This is a genomic window from Fodinicurvata fenggangensis DSM 21160, assembly GCF_000686045.1.
GTDB lineage: Bacteria > Pseudomonadota > Alphaproteobacteria > Kiloniellales > DSM-21159 > Fodinicurvata > Fodinicurvata fenggangensis.
This window is the reverse complement of record NZ_JMLV01000003.1, coordinates 297,127-321,823: the sequence shown is the minus strand read 5'-3', so window position 1 is coordinate 321,823 and position 24,697 is coordinate 297,127. Positions and strand designations below refer to the sequence as shown.

The window sequence follows — 24,697 nt, the reverse complement described above, 5'->3', positions numbered from 1 at the left end:
ACCTCCAGTTTTACCCGTCACCCGTCAGTAGAAGCTTGGCAGGAACAGGATGATTTCCGGGAATAGTGTGAAAAAGCCGATTGAAAGAACCATGATCAGCCAGAAGGGAACGGTGGCCCAGGCTGCTTGACCAAGGTCGACCTCCCGGTTGGTCATGGTCACCAGAACGAAAAGGTTCAAACCCACCGGCGGCGTGATCATGCCAACTTCCATAAGGATGGTAACGATGACCCCGAACCAGATCGGATCGAAACCGAGCGCCATCATCAGGGGGAAGGAAATTGGCAGGGTCATCAGCAGCAGGGAGATTCCATCGAAGAAACAGCCCAGCAGCAGGTAGACCAGCACCACAAGCAACAGCACCTCGTACTTGGAAAGGCCAAGCGTCGCGATGTAGTCCACCAGATCGCGCGGCAGTCCCAGAATGCTGATGGCTTGGGCCAGGATGATCGTCCCCAGAAGGATCATGGCAATGGCGCCAAAAATCACGGTCGAGCTGAGAAAGGATCCCCATAGTTTCCTGGGAGTCAGATCCCCCCAGAAGAACCCGAGCAGGATGGCTGCGACAACCCCCATGGCGGCGGCTTCCGTAACCGTGGCCAACCCCAGGTAGATGGTACCCAGAACAAAGAAAATCAGGATCGGAAGCGGCCAGATCTGGGCCAGGCCCTGCAGGATTTCCCGAGACCCTGGCTTCTCCTCGTCATTGGGGGTCAGCCCGGGCTTTATCAGACTGGCCAGCATCAGATAGATGCCAAAGGCCATGGCAATGATAATGCCTGGCAGGATACCGGCAAGAAAGAGTTTGCCGATCGAGACATTCTGCGTGGCACCATAGATCAGAAGCGACAGGCTTGGCGGTATCAACAGCCCAAGGGTGCCGCCTGCGGCCAGGGATGCGACGATGGTCGGCTTGTGATAGCCACGGCGCGCAAGCTCTGGATAACCGACGGAACCGATCGCCGCTGCCGTCGACGTACTGGAACCGCTGACGGCCCCGAAGATCGTGGTCACCGCGATGTTGGTGTGCAGCAGACGCCCCGGGATTCTATGAAACAGGGGCGTCAGGCCATTGTAGATTCGCGTGCTGACACCACTGGCCAGCAGGATATCCCCCAGGATGATGAAAATGGGAACCGCACTCAGTGTGAAGTCGGTAAAGACATTCCACACCGATGTGATTGCCAGATCCGTGGCGCCCCCGGCCTGGAATTCCAACAGGACGAACCCCGCCAGCCCCAGGGAGGCGCCCAGAACGGCACCGGTCAGAAGGGTTAACAGCAGAGCACCACCAAGAATCGTCCAGGTCATGGATGCCCCCCTTCCGGCTGCTCCTCGGTGGAATAGCCTTCGGAGGGAAAATAGCTTTCCCGCCCGGCCATGACCCGGAAGGCATCAAGGAACTGCATAAGGGCTACCAGGAAGGCAACGCCCATGCAGGTGGGCATGATCGCCATCCAGGGCCAGAGCAACAGGCTTCCGATATCCGAACGTGACGAGATCTCGCGCGAGAAGTCCATGAACTGGTAGGAGGACCAGACAAAGGCGAACGAGAAGAGCATCAGGATCACCAGGGCGATGGCATTGGCCAAATACGCCCAGGGACGGGGAATCTTGCGGCTGAGGATATCGATCGTGATGTGCTGGTTGCGGAAGACGCCCAGCGGAATGGCCAGGAATGCCATCGAAACAAAGAGAAGTCCGACCATTTCGTCGGAAAACCTGAGTGGTGCCCCAAAGAAATAGCGCATGACGGCACCGGCGAAGACCATGGTTGTCATTACGACAGCCGCCGCTGCGCCCAGAATGTTCATGAGCTGAACCAGCCTGTGCACCGCGTTAACGAGTATCTGCATGATTAAGTGCCACCCCGTTCGGTGATGGTCATTTCCGTATTGGCAAGACTGCCCCCTTTCCTGTCAAAGTTACAGGAAAGAGGGCAAGGTCAGCTGCGCAGATCAGCGATCCAGCTCGGAAATCGCTTCCTGCATACGCTCGTAGTACTCCATGCCTTTGTCGCCTGCGTCCTGTGCCATTTCGGCCCAGGCTTCATTGGCGGCTTCGACAAAACGGGTCACGTCTTCATCGGAAAAGGGCTCAAGCATGGTGATGCCCAGCTCTTCACGATGGGCGCGTGCTTCGCTTTCGCGCTCTTCATCGACGGCTAGCTCGCGGGTCTTCTCCCACATCCGCTCGCCTTCCTCTCGAACGATTTCCTGAAGTTCAGGCGAAAGGCTGTCCCAGGCCTCTTCGTTCACACCAAACATCCAAGGGACAGCGGCCCAAGGATGCAGGTAGGCTTCATAATCCGTAACCTCCTGAAGCGAAACAGTCTCGGCGACGGTCGAGAGGTAGTAGGCACAATCGACAACACCGGTCTGCAGGGCCACATACATGTCATTCTGTGGAATGACCTGCGATGCGATATCAAGCTTGTCAAAGGTGTCCACCAGATGGCCGGCCCACACGCGCAGCTTCTTGTCCTGAAGCCCTTCCAGGGTGTTTACGGGATCGTTGCAATGCAGTCCGACATCAAAGACCGGGCTTACAACTCCGCCGACCGTGGTGATGTTCCAGTCCGCATAGGCTTCTTCGTAGATTTCCCGGATGGTTGGTAGCAGCTCCAGGTGTTCTTCTGGCTCCACGATTGCGCCCTGAACATAGACTGCAGCCAATTCAGGTGCATCGCGTTTGTAATACTCGCCATACATCATGGCCATATCCACGGAGCCGCTCTGCATGAGGCGAAGCAGGTCGGTATCCTTCACACCCAGGGAGCCCGCATGGAACACGCGGATTTCAAGCTCGCCTTCTGCCCGTTCGTTCACGCGATCGGCAAACTCCTGGAGATACTCCGCTTCCGGACGCGATTCGACGATCTGGCTGTGCATTTTCAGTTCGACTTTGTCCTGAGCCAGCGCCTCGGGTGTTGCACCTACGATGCTCAGGCTCAGGGCCGTTCCCGCCGCAAGCGCGAACAGGCCGTTCTTGAGATTGCTTGTCATCTCCCGATCTCCTTCTGTTTTCACTTTTCTGTCAGCGGGAACAATTCCCGCTGTCCTTATGGAGCAATAATAAGGAACTGGCAGGCGAGCCCACCCAACAGCTCCTTGTGTCCGGATCATGCCGCAGCTGGATTGCTGCCAACTTCATCCAGATAGCTGACACAGCGCTCGAGCGATTCGACGTCGCCGAACTTTGCGTCTATATCGAAAAGGTTCCATGAAACGGCACCTGGAATACGGTCTCCAATGCATTCCTTTACGGCAATGGTTCGAAAACCATCCGCGATCCCGTCACAGATTGTCTGGCGCACACAGGCCGATGCCGTGACGCCGGTCACCACAATGGTGTCCACACCAGCAGAACGAAGGAACCCGGCCAGATAGGTGCCGTGGAATGCACTGGCACGCTTCTTCACCAGAAGCTGTTCACCTTCGACAGGCTCAATCCGCGAATCAATAGCCCAGAGGTCCGGGCGATTTTCAGGAACGGCTTCAACAGGAATCTTGTTGTGCCACAAGCCCATGTCGGTATGTGGATTCTCTCGGTCCGTGACCTGGTAGCAGGTCGTCACATGTACGACTGGATGCCCATTGCGGCGGCAGGCTGCCAGCAGCTGCTGCACGCCAGGTATGATCTGGTCATCAATGTTTTCACAGGTAAAGGCGTTCCCTGGACGCGTCCAGGCATTGGCGAGATCAACATTGATCAGTGCCGGCTTTCTACCGAATCCCACGCGACGCTGAAACCCACGCTCCTTGTAAAGCGCACGTGCCTCGTCAAAGGCACGGGTCAACATCTCATCCAGTGTTTCAGCCATCAGGTGCCTCCCGCATTAAGGTCTGCCGTTTATCACAGGCGCCTGATTGAGGAACTTGATGCATCAATAGTAATGAGTAAAATATCAATTACCGTTTTATTCATATCGTATAGATTATTAATATGTCTGTAGCTCTGCGTCACATCCGTGCTTTCGTCCTCCTGGCCGAAGAGCTGCACTTCAATCGAGCCGCCGAGCGCCTCCATATCTCACAGCCCGCGCTCAGCCGCACACTGCGGGAACTTGAGGAATCTGTCGGGACGAAACTGATCAACAGGACCACTCGCTCAGCCGAGTTGACCGAAGCTGGCCGCGCCTTCCTGCTGGAAGCCCAGCTGGGCGTCGGCCACCTGGAGCACGCAGTCAATCTGGCGCGCTATACAGCACAGGGTATCTACGGCGAGCTGCGAATTGCCTATATGGATTTCGCGATCAATGGCCGTCTGCCTGAACTGATACGGGCCTTCCGGGAAGCCCACCCCAGCATACGGCTGGACCTTTCCTTCATGCCAACGACCAGGCAGCGAACAGCCCTGATGGAGCATCGGATCGACATGGGCTTCCTGATTGGATCGTTCGAGAACGACCGGATACACAACTATACTTTCGATTACGACAGTTACGTCGCCTTGCTCCCCGCCTCGCACCCGCTTGCCAACGTTGCGAGCCTGAGGCTCTCCGATCTGGCCAACGAACCTTTCGTTCTGGGCAACAGCGATTATTGGGCAGCCCACCGCGAACGTCTCTTCGTATTATGCCATGAATCCGGCTTCTTCCCGCGCATCCTGCAGGAAGCTTCCAGCAGTGAAGGAATATTCGGACTGGTCGCGGCTGGTACAGGGGTGAGCGTCTATTCGAGTTGTGTACGCAATCTTCAGAGGCGCGGCCTGGTCATAAAGCCCTTGGATGATATCACGCGCCGCATACCGATTTGTGCCGCCTGGGACGAAAGCTCTGCATCCCCCGGACTGCAAACCTTCACTGAATTCCTGTGTACCCACTGGGACAGGACGCACGATGGCCCAAGGAACTAGTCGCGGTCTCCCAAACGCACGTTGTCGGTGGAAAAGGCCTCACCACTTGAAGACTGCACCATCACATCCAGAACGAGTGCCGCTCCCACTGATATAACGATTGCAGCCAATGTGCCGGCAACGAAAGCCTTCATGATTCTTCCACCCCTGTTCGCATCCGTGACGGTGGCCTCATCTCATTCGGCCGGCTGCGCACGGCTGCTGTTTCCTGACGAACGGTCAGGCTTCTGCTGCAATTCCTCGACCCAGACATTGTGATGTTCACGCGCCCAGTTCTCGTCCACATAACCGCTGCCCATGGCATCGAAGGCACCCTCCATTCCCAGCGTACCGATGTAGATATGCGCCAGTATGACGGCAAACATGACTATGGCGAGTATGGAATGCCACAGAGAACTGAACTGCATCTCCATGATGGGAGAAACGGAATCCGGCAAATCAGTGCCAAAAATATTCAGGAAGGCAAAGGTCTTTTGCCACAGGGCGAATTCGAACGGAAACATCAGTGAAATTCCGGAAAGCGACAGCGACAGCCCTCCAAGGACGACCGCCCAGAAGATGATCTTCTGACCGCCGTTGAACTTGCGTGCGGGGGGATGAGAGTGCTTCGAGAACATGCCCCCACCCTTTGCAAACCAGACCAGATCATGACGGTTTGGAATGTTCTGCCCAACCCATAGCACGAACATCAGCAGAACACCGAGCATGAAGGGGAAAGCCAGGAAGTTGTGTGCATATTTGCCCCCAAGGGTCAGGGCAGAGAAAACTTCCGGGCCGACAACTGGAAGCAGGACATGGCGTCCCCAGAGGATGTTGATTCCCGTCAGGGCCAGCAGAATGAACGAAACAGCTGTCATCCAATGCACGGAACGCTCCAGCCCCCCGAAGCGTTCGATCAGGATACCTGATGGGCCCTTCTCAAGCCGGATACGCCCGCGAATCAGGTAGAAGAGCGCCAACAGTATGATGGTTCCCAACAGAACCCAGGAGCCATAGGTCATGAGGGGTCCGTTGCGGATCGACCGCCAGCCTTCTCCTCCCGATTGGATCAGCACACCGCTCTTCGTGTCAGGAATGGAAACTGACCCCTGCAGGCCACCACGGATTGCGCGCCACTGATCAGCATCGCTCGTGGTGCCCAGACTGTTGCCCGGAACGGCGCCACCGACCGGCCCTTCGGACGAGGCTGGCGGTTGCTCGGCCGATTGGGCCCAGGCTTCCGACAGGGTCCCGCCCTGCATGGCGACTGCCAGAAGCAGCATCACGGCGAGAGCAGGAACAGTCAGGGCCAATCTCGCAATACTCATGGTCAGTCCCTTTTCCTTCACCATGACGCCATTAAAACACAGACATCTCTACTACATACGTCCCTGCAGAGTGGCACGCCCTCTCAAGTCGCGAACCTGTTCCTGTGAAAGAGGTGTATCGGCCTTGCCCTGATAGGTTCCAGGCTCATGGTAAAGGACACGATCCTGTTCGTCCGGGTCGCAGGCGGCAAGCGCCGCCAGCGATACCAGAGCAGTGCACACAACTGTCAATCTCATCCCAAAATCCGAAACAGACAAATCAGCCGCCAGCTTTCATGTCGTAGGCTGTTCCCCAGCCCCAGGCACCGGCCCCGAAGCCACGCGCGACGATACGCTCGCGATAGATATCCGAAACTTCGTCGCCATCCCCGGCCAGCAGGGCGCGGGTGGAGCACATCTCTGCGCACAGCGGCAGCTTGCCTTCGGCGAGGCGGTTGCGGCCGTATTGCGAAAACTCGGCCTGAGACCCATCCTCTTCGGGCCCGCCGGCACAGAAAGTGCATTTGTCCATCTTGCCGCGGCTGCCAAAGTTACCGGCCTGCGGGAACTGCGGCGCGCCAAAGGGGCAGGCATAGAAGCAGTAGCCACAGCCGATGCAGAGATCCTTTGAGTGCAGGACCACGCCTTCATCCGTTTGATAGAAGCAGTCCACGGGACAAACGGCCATGCAGGGCGCATCGGAACAGTGCATGCAGGCGACGGAAATGGACCGCTCGCCCGGTTCTCCGTCCTGGATGGTGACGACACGGCGCCGGTTGACGCCCCAGGGAACTTCATTCTCGTTCTTGCAAGCCGTTACGCAAGCGTTGCACTCAATGCATCGTTCTGCATCGCAGAGAAACTTCATACGTGCCATTATCTGATCTCCTCTCCCCCAGGGCCTTACGCCGGTTCAATGCGGCAAAGCGTTGTTTTCGTTTCCTGCATACCCGTGACCACATCGTAGCCATAGGTCTGGACCGTGTTGGACGCTTCACCCAGGACATAGGGGTCTGCACCATCAGGATACTTGTCCCGCAGATCTTCGCCCATCCAATGGCCACCGAAGTGGAACGGCATGAAGGCCACACCGCGGCCAACACGCTCGGTGATCATGGCCTTCACGCGTACGCGGGCCTCGTTTTCCGGGCCGTATACCCAGACCATGTCGCCATCGCGAATACCTATATTGTTGGCATCAACGGTATTAATCTCGACGAACATGTCCTGCTGCAACTCTGCCAGCCAGGGGTTGGACCGCGTTTCATCACCGCCACCCTCATATTCAACAAGCCGTCCGGAGGTCAGGATGGTCGGGAAGTCCTCCGAAAAGTCCTGATCCTGGATCGTCTTGTAGAGGGTTGGCAGACGATGCATCTGGCGGTCTTCGTGGGTGGGATAGTCCGCCACAAGGTCGCGACGCGGCGTGTAGAGCGGCTCGCGATGCAACGGCACCGGATCCGGGAAGGTCCAGACCACAGCCCGTGCCTTGGCGTTACCCATGGGCTGAATACCATGCTCGATGGCCACACGCTGGATGCCACCAGACAGATCGGTTTTCCAGTTCACGGAGTCGACATCGTCTCCGCCGACCTCCTCGATGATCTGACGCTCCTCGTCGGTCAGGTCCGAATCCCATCCCATGGATTTCATCATTGCCATGGTCACTTCGGGATAGCCGTCCTCGATCTCGGATCCAACAGGATAGGATCCCTCTGCCAGCAGATTGTCGCCATCGCGTTCCACGCCGAAACGTGCGCGGAAGGCACCGCCTCCCTCTTTGACCGGAATGGTGTTGTTGTAAAGCACATGGGTTCCAGGATGATTGTATTCGGCTGTTCCCCAGCACGGCCAGGGCAAGCCGTAATAATCCCCATCGCAGGGCCCGCCACGCGCACGCAACGATGTCTTGTCGAAGGTTTGCTGGTTGGCCATGTGCTTCTTCAGGCGCTCGGGAGACTGGCCCGTATAGCCGATGGTCCAGGTCCCGCGGTTGAACTCACGAGTCAGGTCCTCAACAAGGGGCTCCTTGCCGTTGACCTCGATATTCTTGAACATTTCGTCGGCAAAGCCGAACTTCTCGGCGAAGAGATACATGATTTCGTGATCGACCTTCGACTCGAACAGTGGGTCGAACACCTTCTCGCGCCATTGCAGCGAGCGGTTCGAGGCCGTTACCGATCCGACTGTTTCGAACTGGGTCGTTGCCGGCAAGAGATAGACCCCATCCGTGCGGTCATGCATGACGGCTGTGAAGGTGGGGAAGGGATCGACCACCACCAGCATGTCCAGCTTTGACATGGCCTTGCGCATGTCGGGCAAGCGGGTTTGCGAGTTGGGTGCGTGCCCCCAGAAGACCATGGCGCGCAGGTTGTCCGGCTGATCGATATCTTCCTTGGCCTCAAGCGCGAGGTCGAACCAGCGCGAAACCGGGGTACCGGCCCTCTCCATCATCTCCTTGTCAGGGAAACGCTCCAACAGGGATTCGTAGTCGACCTCCCAGACACGCGCCCAGTGGTGCCAGGCACCTTCGGACAGGCCATAGTAGCCCGGCAGGGTATCCTGGGTAACTCCCAGGTCTGTCGCGCCTTGCACGTTGTCATGCCCCCGGAAGATGTTGGTGCCGCCGCCCGGCACGCCAATGACCCCGAGCGCGAGTCCCAGATTGCAGTAGGCCCGGCAGTTGGCGTTGCCGATGGTGTGCTGGGTTCCTCCCATGCACCAGATGATCGTGAAGGGGCGATTGTTCGACAGGGTCCGCGCAACACGAGCCACTTGCGATTCCGGCACACCTGTTACGCGTTCCACCTCGTCCGGCGTCCAATTGGCCACCTCTTCCCTAATCTGCTCCATGCCCCAGACGCGCTGGCGGATGTATTCCTTGTCCTCCCAGCCATTCTCGAAAATGTGCCAGAGAATACCCCAGATCAGGGCGACGTCCGTGCCAGGGCGCATCCGAACATATTCATCGGCATGCGCCGCCGTGCGCGTGAAACGCGGGTCACAGACAATCAATGGGGCGTTGTTCTCTTCCTTCGCCTTCATCAGATGCTGCAGTGAAACCGGATGAGCTTCAGCCGGATTTCCGCCAATCAGGAAGATCGCACTGGAATTGTGAATATCGTTGTAGGAATTCGTCATCGCGCCATAGCCCCAGGTATTGGCCACAGCGGCGACGGTAGTGGAGTGGCAAATGCGTGCCTGGTGGTCGACGTTGTTCGTCCCCCAGAAGGCCGCCAGCTTGCGGATCAGATAGGATTGCTCGTTGTTGTGCTTTGCCGAGCCTAACCAGTAGACGGAGTCCGGCCCCGAAGAGTCGTAGATCTCCAGCATCTTGTCGCCGATCTCGTTGATGGCGTCTTCCCAGGACATGCGCTCCCAGTTGCCATCAACCAGCTTGACCGGGTACTTGAGCCTGCGCTCGCCATGAGCGTGCTCGCGCACAGCCGCCCCCTTGGCACAGTGTGCCCCAAGGTTAAAGGGGCTGTCCCAGCCTGGCTCCTGACCCGTCCAGACCCCATTCTCGACCTCGGCAATTACCGTGCACCCGACCGAGCAATGCGTGCAGACAGACTTGATTTGCTGGACGTTGCTTTCGCCCGAACCGCTTTCCTGGGCATTGGCCTTGCGAACCCGTCCCAGCGGCAGCGTCGAAACCGCAGCCAAACCACCGGCAGCCATGCCGGAACGGCGCAGGAAAGTGCGCCGATCGACGGCCTTTCCAGTCACACCGGAAAGCGCCTTCATCATGTGGGAGCCTGTTACCGTTCCCGTGGATTTCCTGGTAAGCATCGTCCTCTCCCCAGTATCTGCCTGCTTTTAAGAGCTGTTTTCTTGTTCAGAAGCGCGCACGATCGTAATAGGTTCGCACATGCTCGCTTTCATGATATCCAGCGGATTTCTTGCCGCTTTCAGCTGCCTCCGCTTCGTTGCCTCCCAGGTTCAGGGCCACGGCCCCAGCCGCGCCCAAAACACCGGTGCCAAGTCCAGCGCTAAAGAAATTGCGGCGGCTCTTGGATTTCAGTTCATCATCTTTCATCTGAGCTCTCCTTGCACCGACTCCCAACCGTCGCAGGGTCAGGCAGCCATCTCGAAGGCTTGCGCCTCTATGGAAAAGAAAATCTTACCGATCGTGCCGACCGGCATGTAGAAATGCGCTGAAGGCGCGGCTTCCAGATCCTCGAAAAAACGCTGGGCCCAACCATTCAGATGCTTCTCGAAGAACACATTCTGTTCCTCCAGGGAAAGCGGATCCCCGAAATCCCCGGCGATCAGAGCTGCCATCATTTCACAAAGCGAAGCGATGTGATCTTCCGGCTCACTGACTCCCTCATTCCGCGCCAGGCCAAGCGACAGCATGTCGCCGCGCAGACGCGACAAGGGTCGATCGTTAAGGAAGCCCGTCTTGTAATAGGATGCATAGGGTAGAAGCTCCGATTCACCCGCCCCGATGAAAAGGGCAAAGTACTCGTGCTTCAAATCCTCGGAATTGAGACGGGCAGACGTTTTGGCAAGCGTCGTGACGGCCTGCCCCATCTCGCTGTCATCGCCCTCCAGTTCAGCGAGCGAACTCAGGAAGGCATCATCCGGTTCGGCGCCCAGAAGACGCGCCAGCAAGCCGTACCAGTCTGCCCGTAGGCGGTCTTCTTCTTCGACCTCGGCATCGGTCGTCAATCTCTCTCTCCTGACGGGTCCTTGTTTGGAGTGGTTACTTGTTTGGAGTGGTTATGTGACCCGTTAATTTTTAAATATTCTAATCTAACCTAATTAGAGCCGGGCTTCCAATCGCTTGTCAATAAATCAACATGCTGCAATGCGACATGGAGTTACTTCATGGCTCGCGCGTACGTTGAATTCAACCCAGGTCCCAACGACGTTTCATCGCAGAACCTTTTGGCTCTCGGCTTCGCGCTTTCCCGGCTCTCTCGTCAGGAGTGATGTTGCGGCTGCGAAAGGTCGGTGTTCGGGGCCCAGCAGCAACTTCGCCCTCTTCAGCGGTTCCTGATTGCTTCACCGAAACAGCATTCGAGTCTCCATCTGGTTCGCTTGAGGGGTCTTCAGGTACTGCTTCGTGTGCACCTCCTGCCATTTGAGTGCCCTCGCCCACTTCTGCACCGCCCTCGGGCACATCCTGGGATTCATCATCCGGCATCACCATGCCACGACCAACCTGGAAGAGGGTTTTGACCTTCCTGGACAGCATGACAGGGTCGTTGTAGTCATCCGCATAATCGACAAGCCCGTCCAGGTTTGCATAGACAGGATCGACCCGCCAAAGCTGCTGCATGGCCCTACGTCGAAGCTCCGCCGGCACATTGCTTTTCATGAAAACCGACCAATCCGCATCGCGCCCAAGGGTTTCAGGGTCCGGCAAATCGTCCGGCGGCAGCATCTCTTGTTGCGCCTGCCGATCATCCGACGGTGCTGTCTGTTCTTCAACAAGCTCTGGAGCGTCGCTGCCGCCCTCAACTTCATCACGCACACGGCTTTGCTTGCGCGTGGACCATCGCCTGAAGAAGGAGCCTTGCCGATCATTCATTCCGTTTCTCCTCCTGAGGATCCACGAACCTCGAAAGTCCCCTGCTCGTCCCGCTTCTTCGAACCGCGCTTGCGCTTGTGGAAAGGAAGCTCCTCATGATAGCGGCGCACGTAATCGCTCACGAAAGCCACGACCTCCTCCGGCATGGGCACATCCTCCACGGTCTCCTCTCCACCAACCGCGTAGAATTCGGCCTCCAAGGGACAAACGGTTACGAGGAAGGGGTACAGCGGCGCCCGGCCGTCTTTGTCACTACGTTGCCTCAGGACAACATAGACTCGCGGTTCCCGCTGGGAAATGTTGGAGCGATAGCCATCCGTCAGTTTCCGGGTCAACTCGAGCTGCAATGTGCCGGCATGGAAGCGTTCACCCATCTCGAACAGGCCAAGCGAGGGCCAAGACCCCTCCGGATCACGGGCGGGCGCACCAGGCAAGACCTCGACGGCCCGCCAGACGTGGCTCACCCACCTGTTCTGGCTTTCACGCTTTTCCAATACGACCCCCAGGGGCATCCTTGCATCCGTGGACGTCACCTCGTCTCTTCCCATTTTCCAGCTGTCACATCACGTCACGATAGCCCCGAATGGCCCAGCCGCAAAACCCCGTCTCATGCCTGCAGAAACTGTCGCGCATGTTCATAGTCGTCCGGCCGATTCACATTGTAAAAGGGATCCATTCCGCGCGCATTCCATTCAACCGTGGCAACCCTGTAACGAGCGGTAAAGACATCCACCTTGCGCACCTCTTCACCTATCATGGCCTCCCGCAGGGCCTTGCGCAGGTGAACCGGCCAGAGCGCAAAGACGGGATGCGACCTTCCGGCTGACGAAGCTACGGCAATATCCGCATTCTCGGCCGCCAGGCCATCCAGCAACCTGGGGACAAGATCCCGCGGCGCAAAGGGGGCATCGGTGGCGAAGGTGGCCATCAATTCACAGGATGGTTTGTGTGCCGCCACCCACTCCATACCGGCAAGCACGCCCGCCAGAGGACCGGCATAGCCTTCGATGCTGTCAGCCACGACAGGCAAGTCGTAGGCCTCGAAACGCTGGGGATCACCATTCGCATTGATGGCAAGAGCCTGAACCTGGGGGGCTGCCCGTTCGATTACATGCTGCAGGATCGTCTTTCCGGCAAGTTCACGCAGGCACTTGTCACCGCCCCCCATGCGCCGGGACTGCCCGCCGGCAAGCAGGATTCCGCAAACGGTCTGGGTCATTCCACATCATCCCTGGCGGCCTTGCGGCGGTGTCGACTGTCTTCTTCATAGCTTTCCTTGGCATCGAACAGGATGCGTTCCTGGCCGGCTAGCGCCATGAAGCGGCTGCCACGGCAGCGCCCGATCAGGGTCAGGCCCGCCTGCTGTGCCAGTTCCACCCCCCAGGCGGTGAAGCCCGAGCGGGAAACCAGGATGGGTATGCCCATCTGCACCGTCTTGATCACCATCTCCGAGGTCAGGCGGCCGGTGGTATAGAAGATCTTGTCCGCGCTGGAGATAGCGTTCAGGAACATGTAGCCGGCGATCTTGTCCACGGCATTGTGGCGGCCGACGTCTTCCATGTAGACCAATGGCCTGTCCTGACTGCAGAGGACACAGCCATGAATGGCGCCTGCTTTCAGGTAAAGGCTTGGTATTCCGTTGATCTTGCGAGTCAGCTCGGGAAGCCATGATGTTCTCAATTCATGGTCCGTGCTCAGTGTTATCTCGTCCAGTTTTTCCAGGAGATCCCCGAAAACCGTCCCTTGGGCACAGCCGGATGTGCGCACCTTCTTCTTGAGTTTGTCCTCGTAATCCGTTTCGCGTTCCGTTCTCACCACCACAACGTCGAGCTCGGGATCATGGTCGATCGCCATGATGCGGTCATCCAGGTGCAGCATGTTCTGATTGAGCAGATAGCCCACGGCCAGGTATTCTGGATGATCGCCAATGGTCATCATGGTCACGATCTCCTGGCGATTCAGGTACAGTGTCAGGGGCCGCTCGCTGACCACATCCGTTTCCACTGGCAAGCCGTTCTGGTCGATACCCTGAACCCGGCTGACCAGTCTTTCATCGTCCACATCGGGACGAACCAGGAACTCGCCCAGGGTTTCTTCATCCAAAATCCTGGCCTTGCGCAGCATCTCGGCCTGTCCTGCCTGCTGATTTCCCATCAAAGTGTCCTTTGACTGTTCCCTGAAAAGCAATTGCCCAACCGTACGTATCTCTCCAACACTATGGGACGCGTCAGGGCTGGTCGGCAATCACCCGCATGCGGCCAGAGGAACCTTTTATTTCCCCTTGGCTTTGATCTAGCATCGCACAAAGGCCAACAATCCATAAACGGCCCACATGGCATCGGGCTACGGGAGAGATAGCGTCATGAAGATGCGCAACCGCCGCGTCCTGGTCTGTGACTGTGAAAAGACCATGCCCCTCTCAAGCCTGGGGCTGGAAAAGGTCTGTCAGAAGGCTGGTGGCGAGGGAGAGCTGTTCCTGAATACCCAGCTCTGCCGCAGTCAGATCGAGAACTACCAGGCGGCCCTGGAAAGCGGTGAAGAGCTGCTTGTTGCCTGCACCCAGGAAGCCCCCCTGTTCTCGGAAATCGCCGACGACTTCCAGGCAAACGACAGGGTCAGCTTCACGAACATTCGTGAGACCGCCGGCTGGTCGCGCGATGTTGCCCAGGTGGCCCCCAAAATGGCCGCCCTTCTGGCTGCCGCGGCCGTGGAGACCGAGCCTTTCGGTAGCGTGACGCTCACATCGGAAGGAAACTGCCTGATTTACGGACCCTCCGATCTTGCATTGCAGGCCGCCCGCCAACTCAGCGACCGCCTGAAGGTCACGGTCCTGATCTCCGAGGACGAGGGCAGCCTTCCGCCAGAACCCATGGCGTTCCCCATTTTCGCCGGCAGGATCAACAGACTCAGCGGATACCTGGGTGCTTTCGAAGCCGAGATTGAAAGCTATGCAGCGCCCTCTCCATCCTCGCGCAGTGCTTTCGCGTTCGAGGACTGGAAAGGTCCCACCAGCCTGTCCTGTGACCTCTTGCTGGATCTATCCGGAGGCTCCCCTTTCCTGCCGGCGCATGAGCGTCACGACGGTTATCTCCGTCCTGATCCGGGCGATGTAGTGGCGGTCCAGAAGGCGCTTCTGGATGCAAGCGGCCTCGTGGGAGAGTTCGAAAAACCCAAGTATGTGAAATATGATGAGAGCATCTGTGCGCATTCCAGAAGCCGCCAGCAAGGGTGCAATCGCTGTATCGACTCCTGCCCACTGTCGGCGATCCAATCACTTGGCGACATCGTTGAAGTGGACCCCCATGTTTGCGGCGGCTGCGGGCTCTGTGCTGCCAGCTGTCCAACCGGGGCCATGGACTACCGCCTGCCCGATACTGCGAGTCTGGTAGAACGAATCCGCGTCCTGCTCTCCAGCTATCGGGCCAGTGGCGGGGAGAGCCCGGTCCTGTTGTTTCACGATGGACAGCACGGTCGGGAGCTCCTGTCCTACATGGCGCGTCTGGGCAATGGATTGCCTGCAAATGTCCTGCCCGTGGAGATGAACGAAGTCACCCAAGGTGGTTTCGACATCTATCTCTGCGCCTTGGCCTATGGGACCGCTGCAACGGCCATCCTGGTTCCCCCGTCCAAACGGGACGACCTGCCTGTCCTGGAAGAGACCATTGAACTGGTCGAAAGCATCTCGGACGGGCTTGGCTATGGCCGCGGGCATTTCAGCCTGATCGACGCACTCGATCCGGATGCTGTGGAACAGCAGCTAGAAGCCCTGCCCCAGGGGGCTGCTGCAGCGGCCAGCAGTTTCCTTCCGCTCGGCAACAAGCGCAGTCGCAGTTATCTGGCGCTGGGGCACCTTCACGACAATGCGCCCACCCCGGTCGATCGGATTGCCCTTCCGGACGGCGCACCCTTTGGTCGCATAGAGATCGACACCGAAGGCTGCACACTTTGCCAGGCCTGCATACCCGCTTGTCCGGTCGGTGCACTGCTCGACGATCCCGACCGGCCCTGGATCGGCTTCCAGGAAGAGGCCTGCGTGCAGTGTGGGCTCTGTCAGTCGACCTGCCCCGAAAACGTGATCACTTTGATTCCACAGGTGGATTTCACCGACGAGGCAAAGAAGCCAAGGACACTGAACGAGGCGGAACCCTTCCACTGCATCCGATGCGGTACCCCATTCGGCGTCAAGCAATCCATTGAACGCATCGTCGAAAAGTTAAGCGGACTGCACTCCATGTATATGCAGGAGGAACAGATCGACCGGGTGCGCATGTGCGAGGATTGTCGGGTTGCGGCGACCTTCGAGGATCCCAATACGCCCATGGCGGCCGGTCCCCGCCCCGCCATGCACACCACGGAGGAAGACCTGCGCCTGCAGGAAGAACGCCGCAAGAACCGTGAAGCCAATCGCACAGGATCCGAGTCGGGCGAGTCGTCATGAGTGCGTCAGAAGAGCTCAATCCAAGGCTTTCAGCCTTCCGTCCGGACCTGGCCGATGCACGCCTGAAGGGGCAGGTCCAGGCCGAGTCCTATGTCGATGGTCAACAGGCAACCATCCGGGCAGCGCTGGCAGACCTGAGACGTCGACCGGACGACACTGCCCCCCTGGACAGTCAACTGATGCAGTCGGAGCAGGTTCTCGTATTTGAGCGCAAGGAGGGATGGGCGTGGGTTCAATGCCAGACGGACAATTACGTTGGCTATCTGCGTGAGAACAATCTGGGACCTGTATTGGACACGGCCGCGACCCATCGCGTATCGGTGCTGAGGACCCCACTGTTCACTGCACCGGACATCAAAAGTCCCGTAAACGACTATCTGTCCCTGCAAACGCCACTTCACATCCGGGAAAGTGACGGACGCTTCCTGCTACTTGAAACCGAAGGCTGGGTTTATGCGCGCCATGCAGAAACCATCGACAGCTGCTCACCGGACTGGACAGCAACGGCCCTGAGCTTCCTGGGAACACCCTATCTCTGGGGCGGTCGCTCCAGCCTCGGCCTGGACTGCTCCGCCCTCGTGCAACTCGCCCTGGCCGCTGCCGGCGTGAATATACCCCGGGACAGCGACCAGCAGGAGGAGGACCCACACCTGGGGGACCGCCTCGCACCCAGCGAGTCTTTCCAACGCGGAGACCTGCTCTATTGGCCAGGACACGTGGCCATTGCCCTGGGACCGGACAGTGTCGTCAATGCGACGGCCTCCCCCTTGCAAGTTGTCATGGAATCCTTCCATGAGCTGGACCAGCGCGCGCAATCCGATGGCGGCCCCCTGCGCCTGGTGCGCCGTCCCGTGGTGTAACCACCAGGGTCAGCTGTCAATTCAGGTCTTGTCCTGAATCCCCGGCGGGGGGTGCAGAGTTGCCTGATCCGACTATCGCCTCGCATCGTGCCTCGGCTCGCTGGACAAACAATTGCCTGCGGCTTTCAAGGTCGGGCGTTTCCTCGACCATCCGGTCAATCTGGGCTCGTTCCTCGGCAATGCAGCGCTCGACCGGGTCATCGGAAAGTCCTGCCTCGGACTCCGCTCCCGATCTGGAGGAAAAGCTGTCCGGCCAATTGAGGTACGCCAGCAGGCCACCACAACCCAGAATCACTAGCAGGGCAACCAGTCGCCCAGGCGAAATCATGCGCACGGCTTGGCACTCCTTTTACGGCCTTTTGGCATAAAGACCATTCCTGGTTCGTCTTCTCTTCCAGAAAGCTTGGACTCATCACTGCAAGATGCAAAAATTATGTTAGCTTGCAGTTAGGAAATGTTCAGCCCCCACTGACAAGCTGAGGGCACAAACAGCCACAAGGCGGATCAAGATGTCAGATACCCAGCCCGTCCCACAGACAGTTCCCGACAACGGGGAAGCCCCTCTGGTCGATCCCTTCGAACGCGCAATCACCTATCTGCGTGTCTCGGTGACCGACCGCTGTGACTTCCGCTGTGTCTACTGCATGTCCGAGGACATGACCTTCCTGCCGAAATCGGAAGTGCTCAGCCTCGAGGAACTAGACCGGCTTTGCAGCAGTTTCGTGGAGCTTGGCGTCAGGAAGCTCCGCCTCACAGGCGGTGAGCCCCTGGTCCGTCGCAACATCATGTGGCTGATAGAACGCCTCTCGCGTCATCTCGACAGCGGGCAGCTCGAAGAACTGACCCTGACGACCAACGCCAGCCAGCTGACTCGTTATGCAGACCAGCTTGCGGCCTGTGGCGTGAAGCGCCTGAACGTTTCGCTGGATACACTCAACCCGGACAAGTTCAAGGCCATCACGCGTTGGGGCAAGTATGACAAGGTCATGGAGGGGCTGCAGGCAGCAAAACGCGCCGGGATCTCCATCAAGATCAACACCGTGGCCCTGAAGAACGTCAACGATGACGAGATCGACAACCTGGTGTCCTGGTGCGGGGATGAAGGCTTCGATCTCACCTTCATTGAGGTCATGCCCATGGGCGACATCGGCGGCGAGGACCGACTTGACCAGTATTACCCCCTTTCGCAATTGCGCAAGGACCTGGCCAGGAACTGGACGCTGGAAGAAAGCGATCACAAGACAGGGGGGCCGGCCCGCTATGCCTATTGCAGGGAAACCGGCGGACGTATCGGCTTCATAACCCCGCTGACTCACAATTTCTGTGAAAGCTGCAACAGGGTACGCCTGACCTGCACCGGTACACTCTATATGTGCCTGGGCCAAGAGGATGCCGCCGACCTCCGCACGCCGCTGCGCGAAAGCGATGATGATGGCTTGGTCAAACAGACCATTCGCGAAGCCATTACGCGCAAGCCGAAAGGCCATGATTTCATCATCGACCGGGACAACCAGCAGGGGGTGGCCAGCCGGCACATGAGCGTGACCGGTGGCTGAAGGAGCTTTCCACCCATCCTTCACAGAAGTGCTTATCCGTTTCTGACAGGCAGGTTGGTCTGTTTCCTGTGAAGATTGAAGCTATACTGTCCGCCTGAAACATCACGCAGGGCGCTTCCTTGATCATGGCTGACCCAAGAGACCTTTCCCTTGCCTTCGTGCATGCCGAAACCGAGGAAGCCGAGGCGGCGGCAGAACGTTTGCAGCAACTCTATCCCAACGTCGCTCCCAGGGATGCGGAAATCATAATCGCCCTTGGCGGCGATGGCTTCATGCTGGAAACGCTGCACGAACAGTTTGGGGACGGTGTATCCATCTTCGGAATGAACCGGGGCACGGTTGGATTCCTGATGAATGCCTATAGCGAAGACAATCTGTATGAGCGTTTGGCACGCAGCGAACGGGTAACCCTTCACCCCCTGAAGATGGAGGCCAGAACCGCTGACGGCACCCCGGCCCAAGCACTGGCCATCAACGAAGTCGCGCTGTTCCGGCAAAGCCGTCAGGCCGCCAAGCTACGCATTCGTATCGACGGCGTGACTCGGCTGGAAGAGCTCGTCTGCGACGGCGCCCTTGTTGCAACTCCTGCCGGCAGCACGGCCTACAATCTCTCAGCGCATGGTCCCATCCTGCCCCTTGGAACACCCTTGCTGGCATTGACCCCGATCAGCGCGTTCCGTCCGCGTAGATGGCGTGGTGCCCTGCTGCCCCAAAAGGCAGAGGTGGAAATTGAGGTTCTGGAAAGTTCCAAAAGACCGGTGAGTGCGACGGCAGATTTTACGGAAATCCGGAACGTGGACATGGTTCGTGTACGAGAGAATCGAAACACCAAACTGCACCTTCTGTTCGACCCCGAACACAATCTGGAAGAACGGATCCTGAAGGAGCAATTCATCCCCTGAACATGGTTATCCAGTGGAAAACGTGGCTGTCAGCGAAAGCCATGCTTCCGCTGACAGCACAACAATTCCAGGGACAGGGGTCTGGATTGGCTCATGCACGCCAGAAGGGCTTTCGTGCTTCGCGATAGATATCCGCACGACTTAGCCCGATATCCCGCAAAATACGATCATCCAGCTGACGCAGCTTCTGCCGATGCTCCCAGCGTTCCATCCAGACAATGGGAGTCTCGAAAATCCGAATGGCCAGTTCAGTCAGCAACCGGGTGGTGCCAATATGCACAGCCGCACTGGAATTCCGGGCAAGGCCGGGCCTTTCGCAAATCTGCGACATGATTAGTTCCTTTCATGAACCAGTGGTCTACAGTTCCTTGAAAGAGCGGGCCCTGCTCTTTTCCTTAAAGCATAATTTGCCCCTTGCGCTTGCGAAGCACAAACGGGATTATCTCATCTTATCCATTAGATTTTCTAATGCAGAAGCATGAAGAGAAAACTTCCACCCCTCAATGCCCTGCGCGCCTTCGAAGCTGCGGGGCGACACAGATCATTCACGCTCGCAGCCGAAGAGCTGAATGTGACTCAAGCCGCCATCAGCCATCAGGTTCGTGCTCTGGAAGAATATTTCCAACAGGATCTTTTTCTGCGTCAGAATCGAAATCTTGCACTGACAAGCGCCGCACAGAACTACCTGCCCACGGTTGCCCAGGCCCTGAACCTGATTAATGACGCCTCCCGCCAGCTTGTCCGCCATGACAACGACACGACGCTGCGGGTCAGCACCCTGCCCTCCTTTGCGGCAAAGTGGCTATTGCCGCGGCTTGCCTCCTTTCAGGCTCTTCATCCCGAGATCGACATTCTGGTCTCTTCCAGGAACGAACTGGCCGACCTGGAACGCGAGGATATAGATGTCGGACTTCGATTCGGCGTTGGGAAATATCCCGGTCTTCACAGCGAGAAAATCCTGCATGAACGGAAGTTTCCCGTTTGCAGCCCGTCCCTGCTCTCCGGAGACAAGCCGCTGTCCCGGCCAGAGGACCTCAAGCATCATACCCTTTTGCACGATGAGGTTTTCGGCGGAGACATCGAGATCGATTGGCAGGGATGGCTGGAAGTTGCTGGTTTTCCTGAACTCGCCACACGCAGAGGACCTTGGTTCAATGATTCTAGCATGCTCCTGACTGCTTCCATTGCGGGACAAGGCGTCGCCTTGGCACGCGCATCCCTGGCCGTTGACGACATGGCAAAGGGGCTCTTGATCAAGCCTTTCGGCCCGGAAATTCCAACGACGTACAATTACTACTTCGTAACACGCCCGAATCTTGTCGACCGTGAGCCTGTCCGCACCTTCTTCAACTGGATTCAGGCAGAAACTCAAAAGACGGGCGCGGCCATAACAGCCGCATGACCTTTCTTCCACGGGTCAGAGGCCCTAGAGTTATCCAGATGACCAAAGCGCGACTCTGCCGCGCTCCGGCCCTTTCATGAACTCCCTATCTCCGGGCCCCCACAACAAGGACTCATGCAGATATGCCAGAAATAAAACCCGAAACCCGCAGCATGATCGAACGGCTGATTGCTTACGATACGACCAGCCGCAATTCGAACCTGGAACTGATTCACTTCATTGCGAATCACCTTGCGGATTTGGGAGTTGAAAGCGAACTCGTGCACTCCGAAGACAAGCGCAAGGCCAACCTTTATGCCACGCTCGGTCCTCAAGACCGTTCCGGAATCGCACTTTCGGGTCATACCGATGTGGTTCCGGTAGACGGCCAGGACTGGAGCCAGGATCCCTGGACCGTAAGCGAACGTGATGGTCTGCTGTTCGGGCGCGGCACCAGCGACATGAAGTCCTTCGTCGCACTTTGCCTGGCCTATGCCCCGGATTTCCTGGAGCATGTCAACGAGATCCCGATCCACCTTTGTTTCACCTATGATGAAGAGATTGGCTGCGTGGGCGTAGGCCCCCTGCTGGACCATCTGGCACAGAAGGAAGTGCGGCCACGCTGTGCCATCATCGGCGAGCCTACGGGCATGCAGGTCGTGAACGCGCACAAGGGCCGTCTTGGCTTTACCTGCCACGTGCGGGGGCATGAATGCCACTCCTCGCTGGCGCCGCAGGGGGTCAACGCGGTTCAGTACGCGGCCCGCCTGATCAACCGCCTTGTCGAGATCGGTCGGATCAAGGCCGAGGAAGGTCCCTTCGATCACGACTATGACGTTCCTTTCACGACGGTCCATGTGGGCACCATACAAGGTGGGACCGCAGTCAATATCGTCCCCAAGGACTGCTCGTTCGAGTTCGAGTTCCGCTGCTTGCCCGGAGATGACCCGCGTGTGCTCTTCAACGACCTGAAAGGCTTCGCGGAAAGCGATCTCGAGCCGGAAATGAAGGCCATTGCCGCGGAGACCGGGATCGTTTTTGAACAAGGCGCCACCTTCGCCGGCCTGGATACCCCCGAGGACCACGAAGTCGTAACACTCACCAAGGCGCTGGCCGAAGCAAACAGCACCACCAAGGTGGCCTTCGGGACCGAGGCCGGGCAGATTGCAGAGCGGGATATACCTGCCGTGGTCTGCGGCCCCGGCCATATTGCCCAGGCCCACAAGCCGGATGAATTCATCTCCCTGGAACAGCTGGTCAAGGGAGAGGTCTTCATGAAACGCCTGGTCAAGCGGCTTGGCGCGCCTCTTCAGGCACACTGACGCCTGTTCCTTATCACCGGAGCCGGACAAGGTGACCTCAGCAGTTCCCCAAAGCGCACCGAAGACATGGTCAAGCGTGCTGCTTGCCCTTGGCATAGGCGGAATCGGCGGCTGGCTGGCCTACAGCATCAACTTCCCCCTGCCCTGGATGATCGGCTCCATGGTCTTTACCACCGTGGCAGCCATGATGGGCGCCCCCATCGCCATGGCTTCCAGCCTGCGGACGGCCATGATGACGGTTCTTGGCGTCATGCTCGGCAGCGGCTTTACACCGGAAATCCTATCCGCACTCGGCGCCTGGAGCGGCAGCCTGGCGCTGGTCAGTCTGTACATCGTCCTGTCGACCGCCTGCGGCTATCTCTATTTCCATCACGTCTGCGGCTATGACAAGGCCAGCGCCTATTTCTCCGCCACCCCCGGGGGCCTGAGCGAAATGGTCCTGCTGGGAGGACAGTATGGCGGCGACCCCCGCGTCATATCCCTTGTGCATGCCACGCGCATTCTCTTGATCGTGGTGGCCATTCCCTTCGGCTTCTACTGGCTATCGGATCTAGAACCCGGCCAAACCGGTGGGGTCGGTCCCGGATGGAGCGATGTCGGCCTGACGGCAGGCGTCCTGCTGGTTGCCTGTGCCATCGCCGGTTTCTTCGGTGCACGTGCCATGAAGATACCGGCGGCCGCAGTGGTCGGCCCCATGGTCCTCAGTTCCATTGTCCATCTGTTGGGACTCACCAAGGCGGCGCCGCCGATGGACCTTGTTTCCATCGCCCAGGTGGCAATCGGTGCGGCCATCGGGGCACGCTTCTATGGAACAAGCGCGATGATGGTCCTGAAAACCATTGTCCATTCAGCAGGGGCAACAGTCTTGCTGGTCATGATCACCCTGGCTATAGCGAGCTTTCTGGTTGTCATGACCCCCATCAGCCTGGCTCCCCTGGTGCTTGCTTATGCCCCGGGCGGACTGGCCGAGATGAGCCTGATCGCCATCGCACTGGGCGCAGATGCGGCTCTGGTGGCCACGCATCATATCGTCCGCATCGCCCTCATTGTCGTTTGCGCAGGCCCCCTATACCGGCTGATAGAACACAGATTGGGAAAACAGGCACACCCCGGCTCTCAGAAAGAGGACACGCCATGAAGGGAAAGGACATACTCGGCAACCTCTTCGGCATTTTCCTCTGCCTGCTGGTGCTGGGCATTGGCATAGGTCTTCTGGTCCTGTTGTTCGCGGCCTTGCCTTTGCTTGTTGTCGTTGCGCCCCTGACCATTACCCTGGTGCTCTGCTTCCTGCTCATTGCCTACCTGCGCCAGCGGCGGCGAAAATAATGGGGTCGATCTGTGCACGTTGCAGGGCGGTGAGCCGGCTGCTAGAGAACAGGTCGCTGCGGACGTGGTGGAACTGGTAGACACACAGGACTTAAAATCAAACCAACAAAAAAAATAAAGCCCTGATCTTGAATACTTTTCTCATAACATCACACACGCTTCCCGAGATTTGTCGGGGCGAAAGGTCTCCGTAAGAAACTCCGGGAGCCCTCTTGCGATAGACATGCCGTCACTCTCCACGGCCTAGTGATGAGCAGCTTGTGGAGGCTGTGGAGCCCTTGAGGCTAGCGCGGGAGAAGTTCTAGCGGTTCTCCGTCAAGTACAACTCATAGGGACTCCCTGAGCTCACTCTGTGAGATCCCTAGCTCACCCTACCTATACGCCAACTACCCAGAATGCTTGCTGTTCAGATATATATAGCCGCAGTCGAATGCGGTGGTAGAATTGCTTCACAACCTAGATAAAGGCCAGCAGGAGAGCTTCATGTTTGATGCAGACAATCAGAATGGCGAATCTGAAACAGCGTCCTGCCCCTACTGCATGAGCACAGATGACTGTGAGCACCTCCTTCTACATGTCGACAGTACATTTCAGTCTGCACAAGGCGGGGCCCTCTTCGAAGCGTTCAATGAACGTTGGGACATTCTGTGTCATGATTTGGGAGATGGTGCTGATCCAAGTGAAGTCTTCTCAGACCTACTTGATGAAGTAGACTTCATTTCTAGTGCCAAGGTTCACAGTAAATTTGAAGACGCTACTGGTATGTCATCAGCCTACGTTACCTACTACGTTGACCGACCTGTCAGTAGTTGGGAGACGTATCTACTCGAAAGGCACACTATCACTGGGGGTGAAGTGCGTGAGAAAATTATTGAATGCGGTGCTCAGATTGAGCGCATCATAGAAGAAGAACCTGATCCGGAATGGGCAATGGATGAATTAACAACAATCGCTGAGCAGAGAGGTGTAATTGATGACCTCGCCCCCCTACCCAGACGAAGCAGCGTTCAGGAGTTCGTCATGGACCTTTGGACAGAGAATCCAGTACTGCCCGAACTATTTTTCTTCCATCTACAACGAGGGGGGAAAACGGGCCCGCTTGAGGAGTTTATCGACGTCTGTGATATTATTCCTTAGCAGTACCGGGAAACAGCTACGCAGAATTTTGGCTCCCCACCTTGGAAGGTCGAACATCAACAACAACAAAGACCCCTTTAGCGGCTTTTTGAA

General features: G+C 57.8%; 27 protein-coding genes. 10 read left to right on the top strand and 17 right to left on the bottom strand.

What is annotated here, in order from left to right:
- Positions 1-24 precede the first annotated feature (24 nt).
- The 4 genes from BP38_RS0107320 to BP38_RS0107305 form a co-directional block, all read right to left on the bottom strand.
- Entirely contained in the window at positions 25-1,311 is a 1,287-nt protein-coding gene (locus BP38_RS0107320; protein ID WP_026987197.1) for a TRAP transporter large permease, read from the bottom strand.
- Positions 1,308-1,856: a TRAP transporter small permease gene (locus tag BP38_RS19530; RefSeq protein WP_051609085.1), complete on the bottom strand. Its 549-nt coding sequence runs from the start codon at positions 1,854-1,856 to the stop codon at positions 1,308-1,310. The genes BP38_RS0107320 and BP38_RS19530 overlap by 4 nt, the downstream gene beginning before the upstream one ends.
- Positions 1,857-1,958: 102 nt before the next feature.
- On the bottom strand, positions 1,959-3,005 hold the full coding sequence (locus BP38_RS0107310; protein WP_026987196.1) for a TRAP transporter substrate-binding protein: 1,047 nt from the start codon (positions 3,003-3,005) through the stop codon (positions 1,959-1,961).
- 116 nt (positions 3,006-3,121) lie between these two features.
- Entirely contained in the window at positions 3,122-3,823 is a 702-nt protein-coding gene (locus BP38_RS0107305) for an isochorismatase family protein (protein ID WP_026987195.1), read from the bottom strand.
- A 122-nt stretch (positions 3,824-3,945) separates the two neighbouring features.
- On the opposite strand from BP38_RS0107305, the gene BP38_RS0107300 reads away from it, so the two are divergent.
- Entirely contained in the window at positions 3,946-4,857 is a 912-nt protein-coding gene (locus BP38_RS0107300; protein WP_026987194.1) for a LysR family transcriptional regulator, read from the top strand.
- Here BP38_RS0107300 and BP38_RS22895 read toward each other — a convergent pair.
- From BP38_RS22895 to fdhD, 11 genes are all read right to left on the bottom strand, one after another.
- Positions 4,854-4,991 carry a hypothetical protein gene (locus BP38_RS22895; protein ID WP_169737831.1) on the bottom strand — a complete coding sequence of 46 codons (138 nt, stop codon included), beginning with the start codon at positions 4,989-4,991 and terminating at the stop codon, positions 4,854-4,856. The two genes, BP38_RS0107300 and BP38_RS22895, sit on opposite strands and share 4 nt — an antisense overlap.
- 42 nt (positions 4,992-5,033) lie before the next feature.
- Positions 5,034-6,164: a formate dehydrogenase subunit gamma gene (locus BP38_RS0107290; RefSeq protein WP_026987193.1), complete on the bottom strand. Its 1,131-nt coding sequence runs from the start codon at positions 6,162-6,164 to the stop codon at positions 5,034-5,036.
- 51 nt (positions 6,165-6,215) lie between these two features.
- Positions 6,216-6,401 carry a hypothetical protein gene (locus BP38_RS19525; protein ID WP_155992269.1) on the bottom strand — a complete coding sequence of 62 codons (186 nt, stop codon included), beginning with the start codon at positions 6,399-6,401 and terminating at the stop codon, positions 6,216-6,218.
- A 22-nt stretch (positions 6,402-6,423) separates the two neighbouring features.
- Positions 6,424-7,020: a formate dehydrogenase FDH3 subunit beta gene (gene fdh3B, locus BP38_RS0107285; RefSeq protein WP_026987192.1), complete on the bottom strand. Its 597-nt coding sequence runs from the start codon at positions 7,018-7,020 to the stop codon at positions 6,424-6,426.
- A gap of 26 nt (positions 7,021-7,046) precedes the next feature.
- Positions 7,047-9,935, bottom strand: coding sequence for a formate dehydrogenase subunit alpha (locus tag BP38_RS0107280; RefSeq protein ID WP_026987191.1), 2,889 nt, complete (start codon positions 9,933-9,935; stop codon positions 7,047-7,049).
- Between the two features lie 46 nt (positions 9,936-9,981).
- Complete coding sequence (locus BP38_RS0107275) at positions 9,982-10,182, bottom strand: hypothetical protein (protein ID WP_026987190.1); 201 nt, start codon at positions 10,180-10,182, stop codon at positions 9,982-9,984.
- A gap of 38 nt (positions 10,183-10,220) precedes the next feature.
- Positions 10,221-10,817 (bottom strand): TorD/DmsD family molecular chaperone, encoded by a 597-nt coding sequence (locus BP38_RS0107270; protein WP_026987189.1) that lies wholly within the window; start codon positions 10,815-10,817, stop codon positions 10,221-10,223.
- Positions 10,818-10,998: 181 nt separating this feature from the next.
- Positions 10,999-11,682: a DUF3306 domain-containing protein gene (locus tag BP38_RS21675; protein ID WP_051609084.1), complete on the bottom strand. Its 684-nt coding sequence runs from the start codon at positions 11,680-11,682 to the stop codon at positions 10,999-11,001.
- On the bottom strand, positions 11,679-12,215 hold the full coding sequence (locus BP38_RS19515) for a DUF3305 domain-containing protein (RefSeq protein WP_162175132.1): 537 nt from the start codon (positions 12,213-12,215) through the stop codon (positions 11,679-11,681). Before BP38_RS19515 ends, BP38_RS21675 begins: the two co-directional genes overlap by 4 nt.
- A gap of 74 nt (positions 12,216-12,289) precedes the next feature.
- A complete protein-coding gene (gene mobA, locus BP38_RS0107255; RefSeq protein ID WP_026987188.1) occupies positions 12,290-12,901 on the bottom strand; it encodes a molybdenum cofactor guanylyltransferase MobA in 612 nt (203 codons plus the stop codon).
- A complete protein-coding gene (fdhD, locus tag BP38_RS0107250; RefSeq protein WP_211250260.1) occupies positions 12,898-13,806 on the bottom strand; it encodes a formate dehydrogenase accessory sulfurtransferase FdhD in 909 nt (302 codons plus the stop codon). Before fdhD ends, mobA begins: the two co-directional genes overlap by 4 nt.
- A gap of 238 nt (positions 13,807-14,044) precedes the next feature.
- Between fdhD and BP38_RS0107245 the strand changes: the two genes are divergently transcribed.
- The gene (locus BP38_RS0107245; RefSeq protein WP_026987186.1) at positions 14,045-16,120 is read left to right on the top strand and encodes a 4Fe-4S binding protein; all 2,076 of its coding nucleotides are present in this window, start codon (positions 14,045-14,047) and stop codon (positions 16,118-16,120) included.
- The gene (locus BP38_RS0107240; protein WP_026987185.1) at positions 16,117-16,980 is read left to right on the top strand and encodes a C40 family peptidase; all 864 of its coding nucleotides are present in this window, start codon (positions 16,117-16,119) and stop codon (positions 16,978-16,980) included. The genes BP38_RS0107245 and BP38_RS0107240 overlap by 4 nt, the downstream gene beginning before the upstream one ends.
- Before the next feature lie 16 nt (positions 16,981-16,996).
- Here the strand turns inward: BP38_RS0107240 and BP38_RS0107235 are convergent, their stop codons facing one another.
- A complete protein-coding gene (locus BP38_RS0107235) occupies positions 16,997-17,314 on the bottom strand; it encodes a hypothetical protein (RefSeq protein WP_155992267.1) in 318 nt (105 codons plus the stop codon).
- Between the two features lie 175 nt (positions 17,315-17,489).
- Between BP38_RS0107235 and moaA the strand changes: the two genes are divergently transcribed.
- Both moaA and BP38_RS0107225 read left to right on the top strand, forming a co-directional pair.
- The gene (gene moaA, locus BP38_RS0107230) at positions 17,490-18,536 is read left to right on the top strand and encodes a GTP 3',8-cyclase MoaA (protein ID WP_026987183.1); all 1,047 of its coding nucleotides are present in this window, start codon (positions 17,490-17,492) and stop codon (positions 18,534-18,536) included.
- 125 nt (positions 18,537-18,661) lie between these two features.
- Positions 18,662-19,438 carry an NAD kinase gene (locus tag BP38_RS0107225; RefSeq protein WP_035724064.1) on the top strand — a complete coding sequence of 259 codons (777 nt, stop codon included), beginning with the start codon at positions 18,662-18,664 and terminating at the stop codon, positions 19,436-19,438.
- A gap of 91 nt (positions 19,439-19,529) precedes the next feature.
- Here the strand turns inward: BP38_RS0107225 and BP38_RS19510 are convergent, their stop codons facing one another.
- Positions 19,530-19,769: a DUF1127 domain-containing protein gene (locus BP38_RS19510; RefSeq protein ID WP_035724061.1), complete on the bottom strand. Its 240-nt coding sequence runs from the start codon at positions 19,767-19,769 to the stop codon at positions 19,530-19,532.
- A 147-nt stretch (positions 19,770-19,916) separates the two neighbouring features.
- On the opposite strand from BP38_RS19510, the gene BP38_RS0107215 reads away from it, so the two are divergent.
- From BP38_RS0107215 to BP38_RS0107195, 5 genes are all read left to right on the top strand, one after another.
- Positions 19,917-20,840, top strand: coding sequence for a transcriptional regulator GcvA (locus BP38_RS0107215; protein WP_026987181.1), 924 nt, complete (start codon positions 19,917-19,919; stop codon positions 20,838-20,840).
- Positions 20,841-20,962: 122 nt separating this feature from the next.
- A complete protein-coding gene (gene argE, locus BP38_RS0107210) occupies positions 20,963-22,141 on the top strand; it encodes an acetylornithine deacetylase (protein ID WP_026987180.1) in 1,179 nt (392 codons plus the stop codon).
- A gap of 76 nt (positions 22,142-22,217) precedes the next feature.
- Entirely contained in the window at positions 22,218-23,279 is a 1,062-nt protein-coding gene (locus BP38_RS19505) for an AbrB family transcriptional regulator (RefSeq protein ID WP_162175131.1), read from the top strand.
- Positions 23,276-23,467, top strand: a complete 192-nt coding sequence (locus tag BP38_RS0107200; protein ID WP_026987179.1) for a hypothetical protein — start codon at positions 23,276-23,278, stop codon at positions 23,465-23,467. Before BP38_RS19505 ends, BP38_RS0107200 begins: the two co-directional genes overlap by 4 nt.
- Positions 23,468-23,950: 483 nt before the next feature.
- Complete coding sequence (locus BP38_RS0107195) at positions 23,951-24,604, top strand: hypothetical protein (protein WP_026987178.1); 654 nt, start codon at positions 23,951-23,953, stop codon at positions 24,602-24,604.
- Positions 24,605-24,697: the final 93 nt, after the last annotated feature.

Coding starts and splice junctions, on each gene's coding strand:
- argE (WP_026987180.1), top strand. CDS start 20,963: ATGCCAGAAATAAAACCCGAAACCCGCAGCATGATCGAACGGCTGATT.
- BP38_RS0107280 (WP_026987191.1), bottom strand. CDS start 9,935: ATGCTTACCAGGAAATCCACGGGAACGGTAACAGGCTCCCACATGATG.
- BP38_RS0107195 (WP_026987178.1), top strand. CDS start 23,951: ATGTTTGATGCAGACAATCAGAATGGCGAATCTGAAACAGCGTCCTGC.
- BP38_RS0107240 (WP_026987185.1), top strand. CDS start 16,117: ATGAGTGCGTCAGAAGAGCTCAATCCAAGGCTTTCAGCCTTCCGTCCG.
- BP38_RS19525 (WP_155992269.1), bottom strand. CDS start 6,401: ATGAGATTGACAGTTGTGTGCACTGCTCTGGTATCGCTGGCGGCGCTT.
- BP38_RS22895 (WP_169737831.1), bottom strand. CDS start 4,991: ATGAAGGCTTTCGTTGCCGGCACATTGGCTGCAATCGTTATATCAGTG.
- BP38_RS0107215 (WP_026987181.1), top strand. CDS start 19,917: ATGAAGAGAAAACTTCCACCCCTCAATGCCCTGCGCGCCTTCGAAGCT.
- fdhD (WP_211250260.1), bottom strand. CDS start 13,806: ATGCTGCGCAAGGCCAGGATTTTGGATGAAGAAACCCTGGGCGAGTTC.
- BP38_RS0107320 (WP_026987197.1), bottom strand. CDS start 1,311: ATGACCTGGACGATTCTTGGTGGTGCTCTGCTGTTAACCCTTCTGACC.
- BP38_RS21675 (WP_051609084.1), bottom strand. CDS start 11,682: ATGAATGATCGGCAAGGCTCCTTCTTCAGGCGATGGTCCACGCGCAAG.
- BP38_RS0107245 (WP_026987186.1), top strand. CDS start 14,045: ATGAAGATGCGCAACCGCCGCGTCCTGGTCTGTGACTGTGAAAAGACC.
- BP38_RS0107305 (WP_026987195.1), bottom strand. CDS start 3,823: ATGGCTGAAACACTGGATGAGATGTTGACCCGTGCCTTTGACGAGGCA.
- BP38_RS19530 (WP_051609085.1), bottom strand. CDS start 1,856: ATGCAGATACTCGTTAACGCGGTGCACAGGCTGGTTCAGCTCATGAAC.
- fdh3B (WP_026987192.1), bottom strand. CDS start 7,020: ATGGCACGTATGAAGTTTCTCTGCGATGCAGAACGATGCATTGAGTGC.
- BP38_RS0107290 (WP_026987193.1), bottom strand. CDS start 6,164: ATGAGTATTGCGAGATTGGCCCTGACTGTTCCTGCTCTCGCCGTGATG.
- moaA (WP_026987183.1), top strand. CDS start 17,490: ATGTCAGATACCCAGCCCGTCCCACAGACAGTTCCCGACAACGGGGAA.
- BP38_RS19510 (WP_035724061.1), bottom strand. CDS start 19,769: ATGTCGCAGATTTGCGAAAGGCCCGGCCTTGCCCGGAATTCCAGTGCG.
- BP38_RS0107300 (WP_026987194.1), top strand. CDS start 3,946: ATGTCTGTAGCTCTGCGTCACATCCGTGCTTTCGTCCTCCTGGCCGAA.
- mobA (WP_026987188.1), bottom strand. CDS start 12,901: ATGACCCAGACCGTTTGCGGAATCCTGCTTGCCGGCGGGCAGTCCCGG.
- BP38_RS0107310 (WP_026987196.1), bottom strand. CDS start 3,005: ATGACAAGCAATCTCAAGAACGGCCTGTTCGCGCTTGCGGCGGGAACG.
- BP38_RS0107225 (WP_035724064.1), top strand. CDS start 18,662: ATGGCTGACCCAAGAGACCTTTCCCTTGCCTTCGTGCATGCCGAAACC.
- BP38_RS0107275 (WP_026987190.1), bottom strand. CDS start 10,182: ATGAAAGATGATGAACTGAAATCCAAGAGCCGCCGCAATTTCTTTAGC.
- BP38_RS0107200 (WP_026987179.1), top strand. CDS start 23,276: ATGAAGGGAAAGGACATACTCGGCAACCTCTTCGGCATTTTCCTCTGC.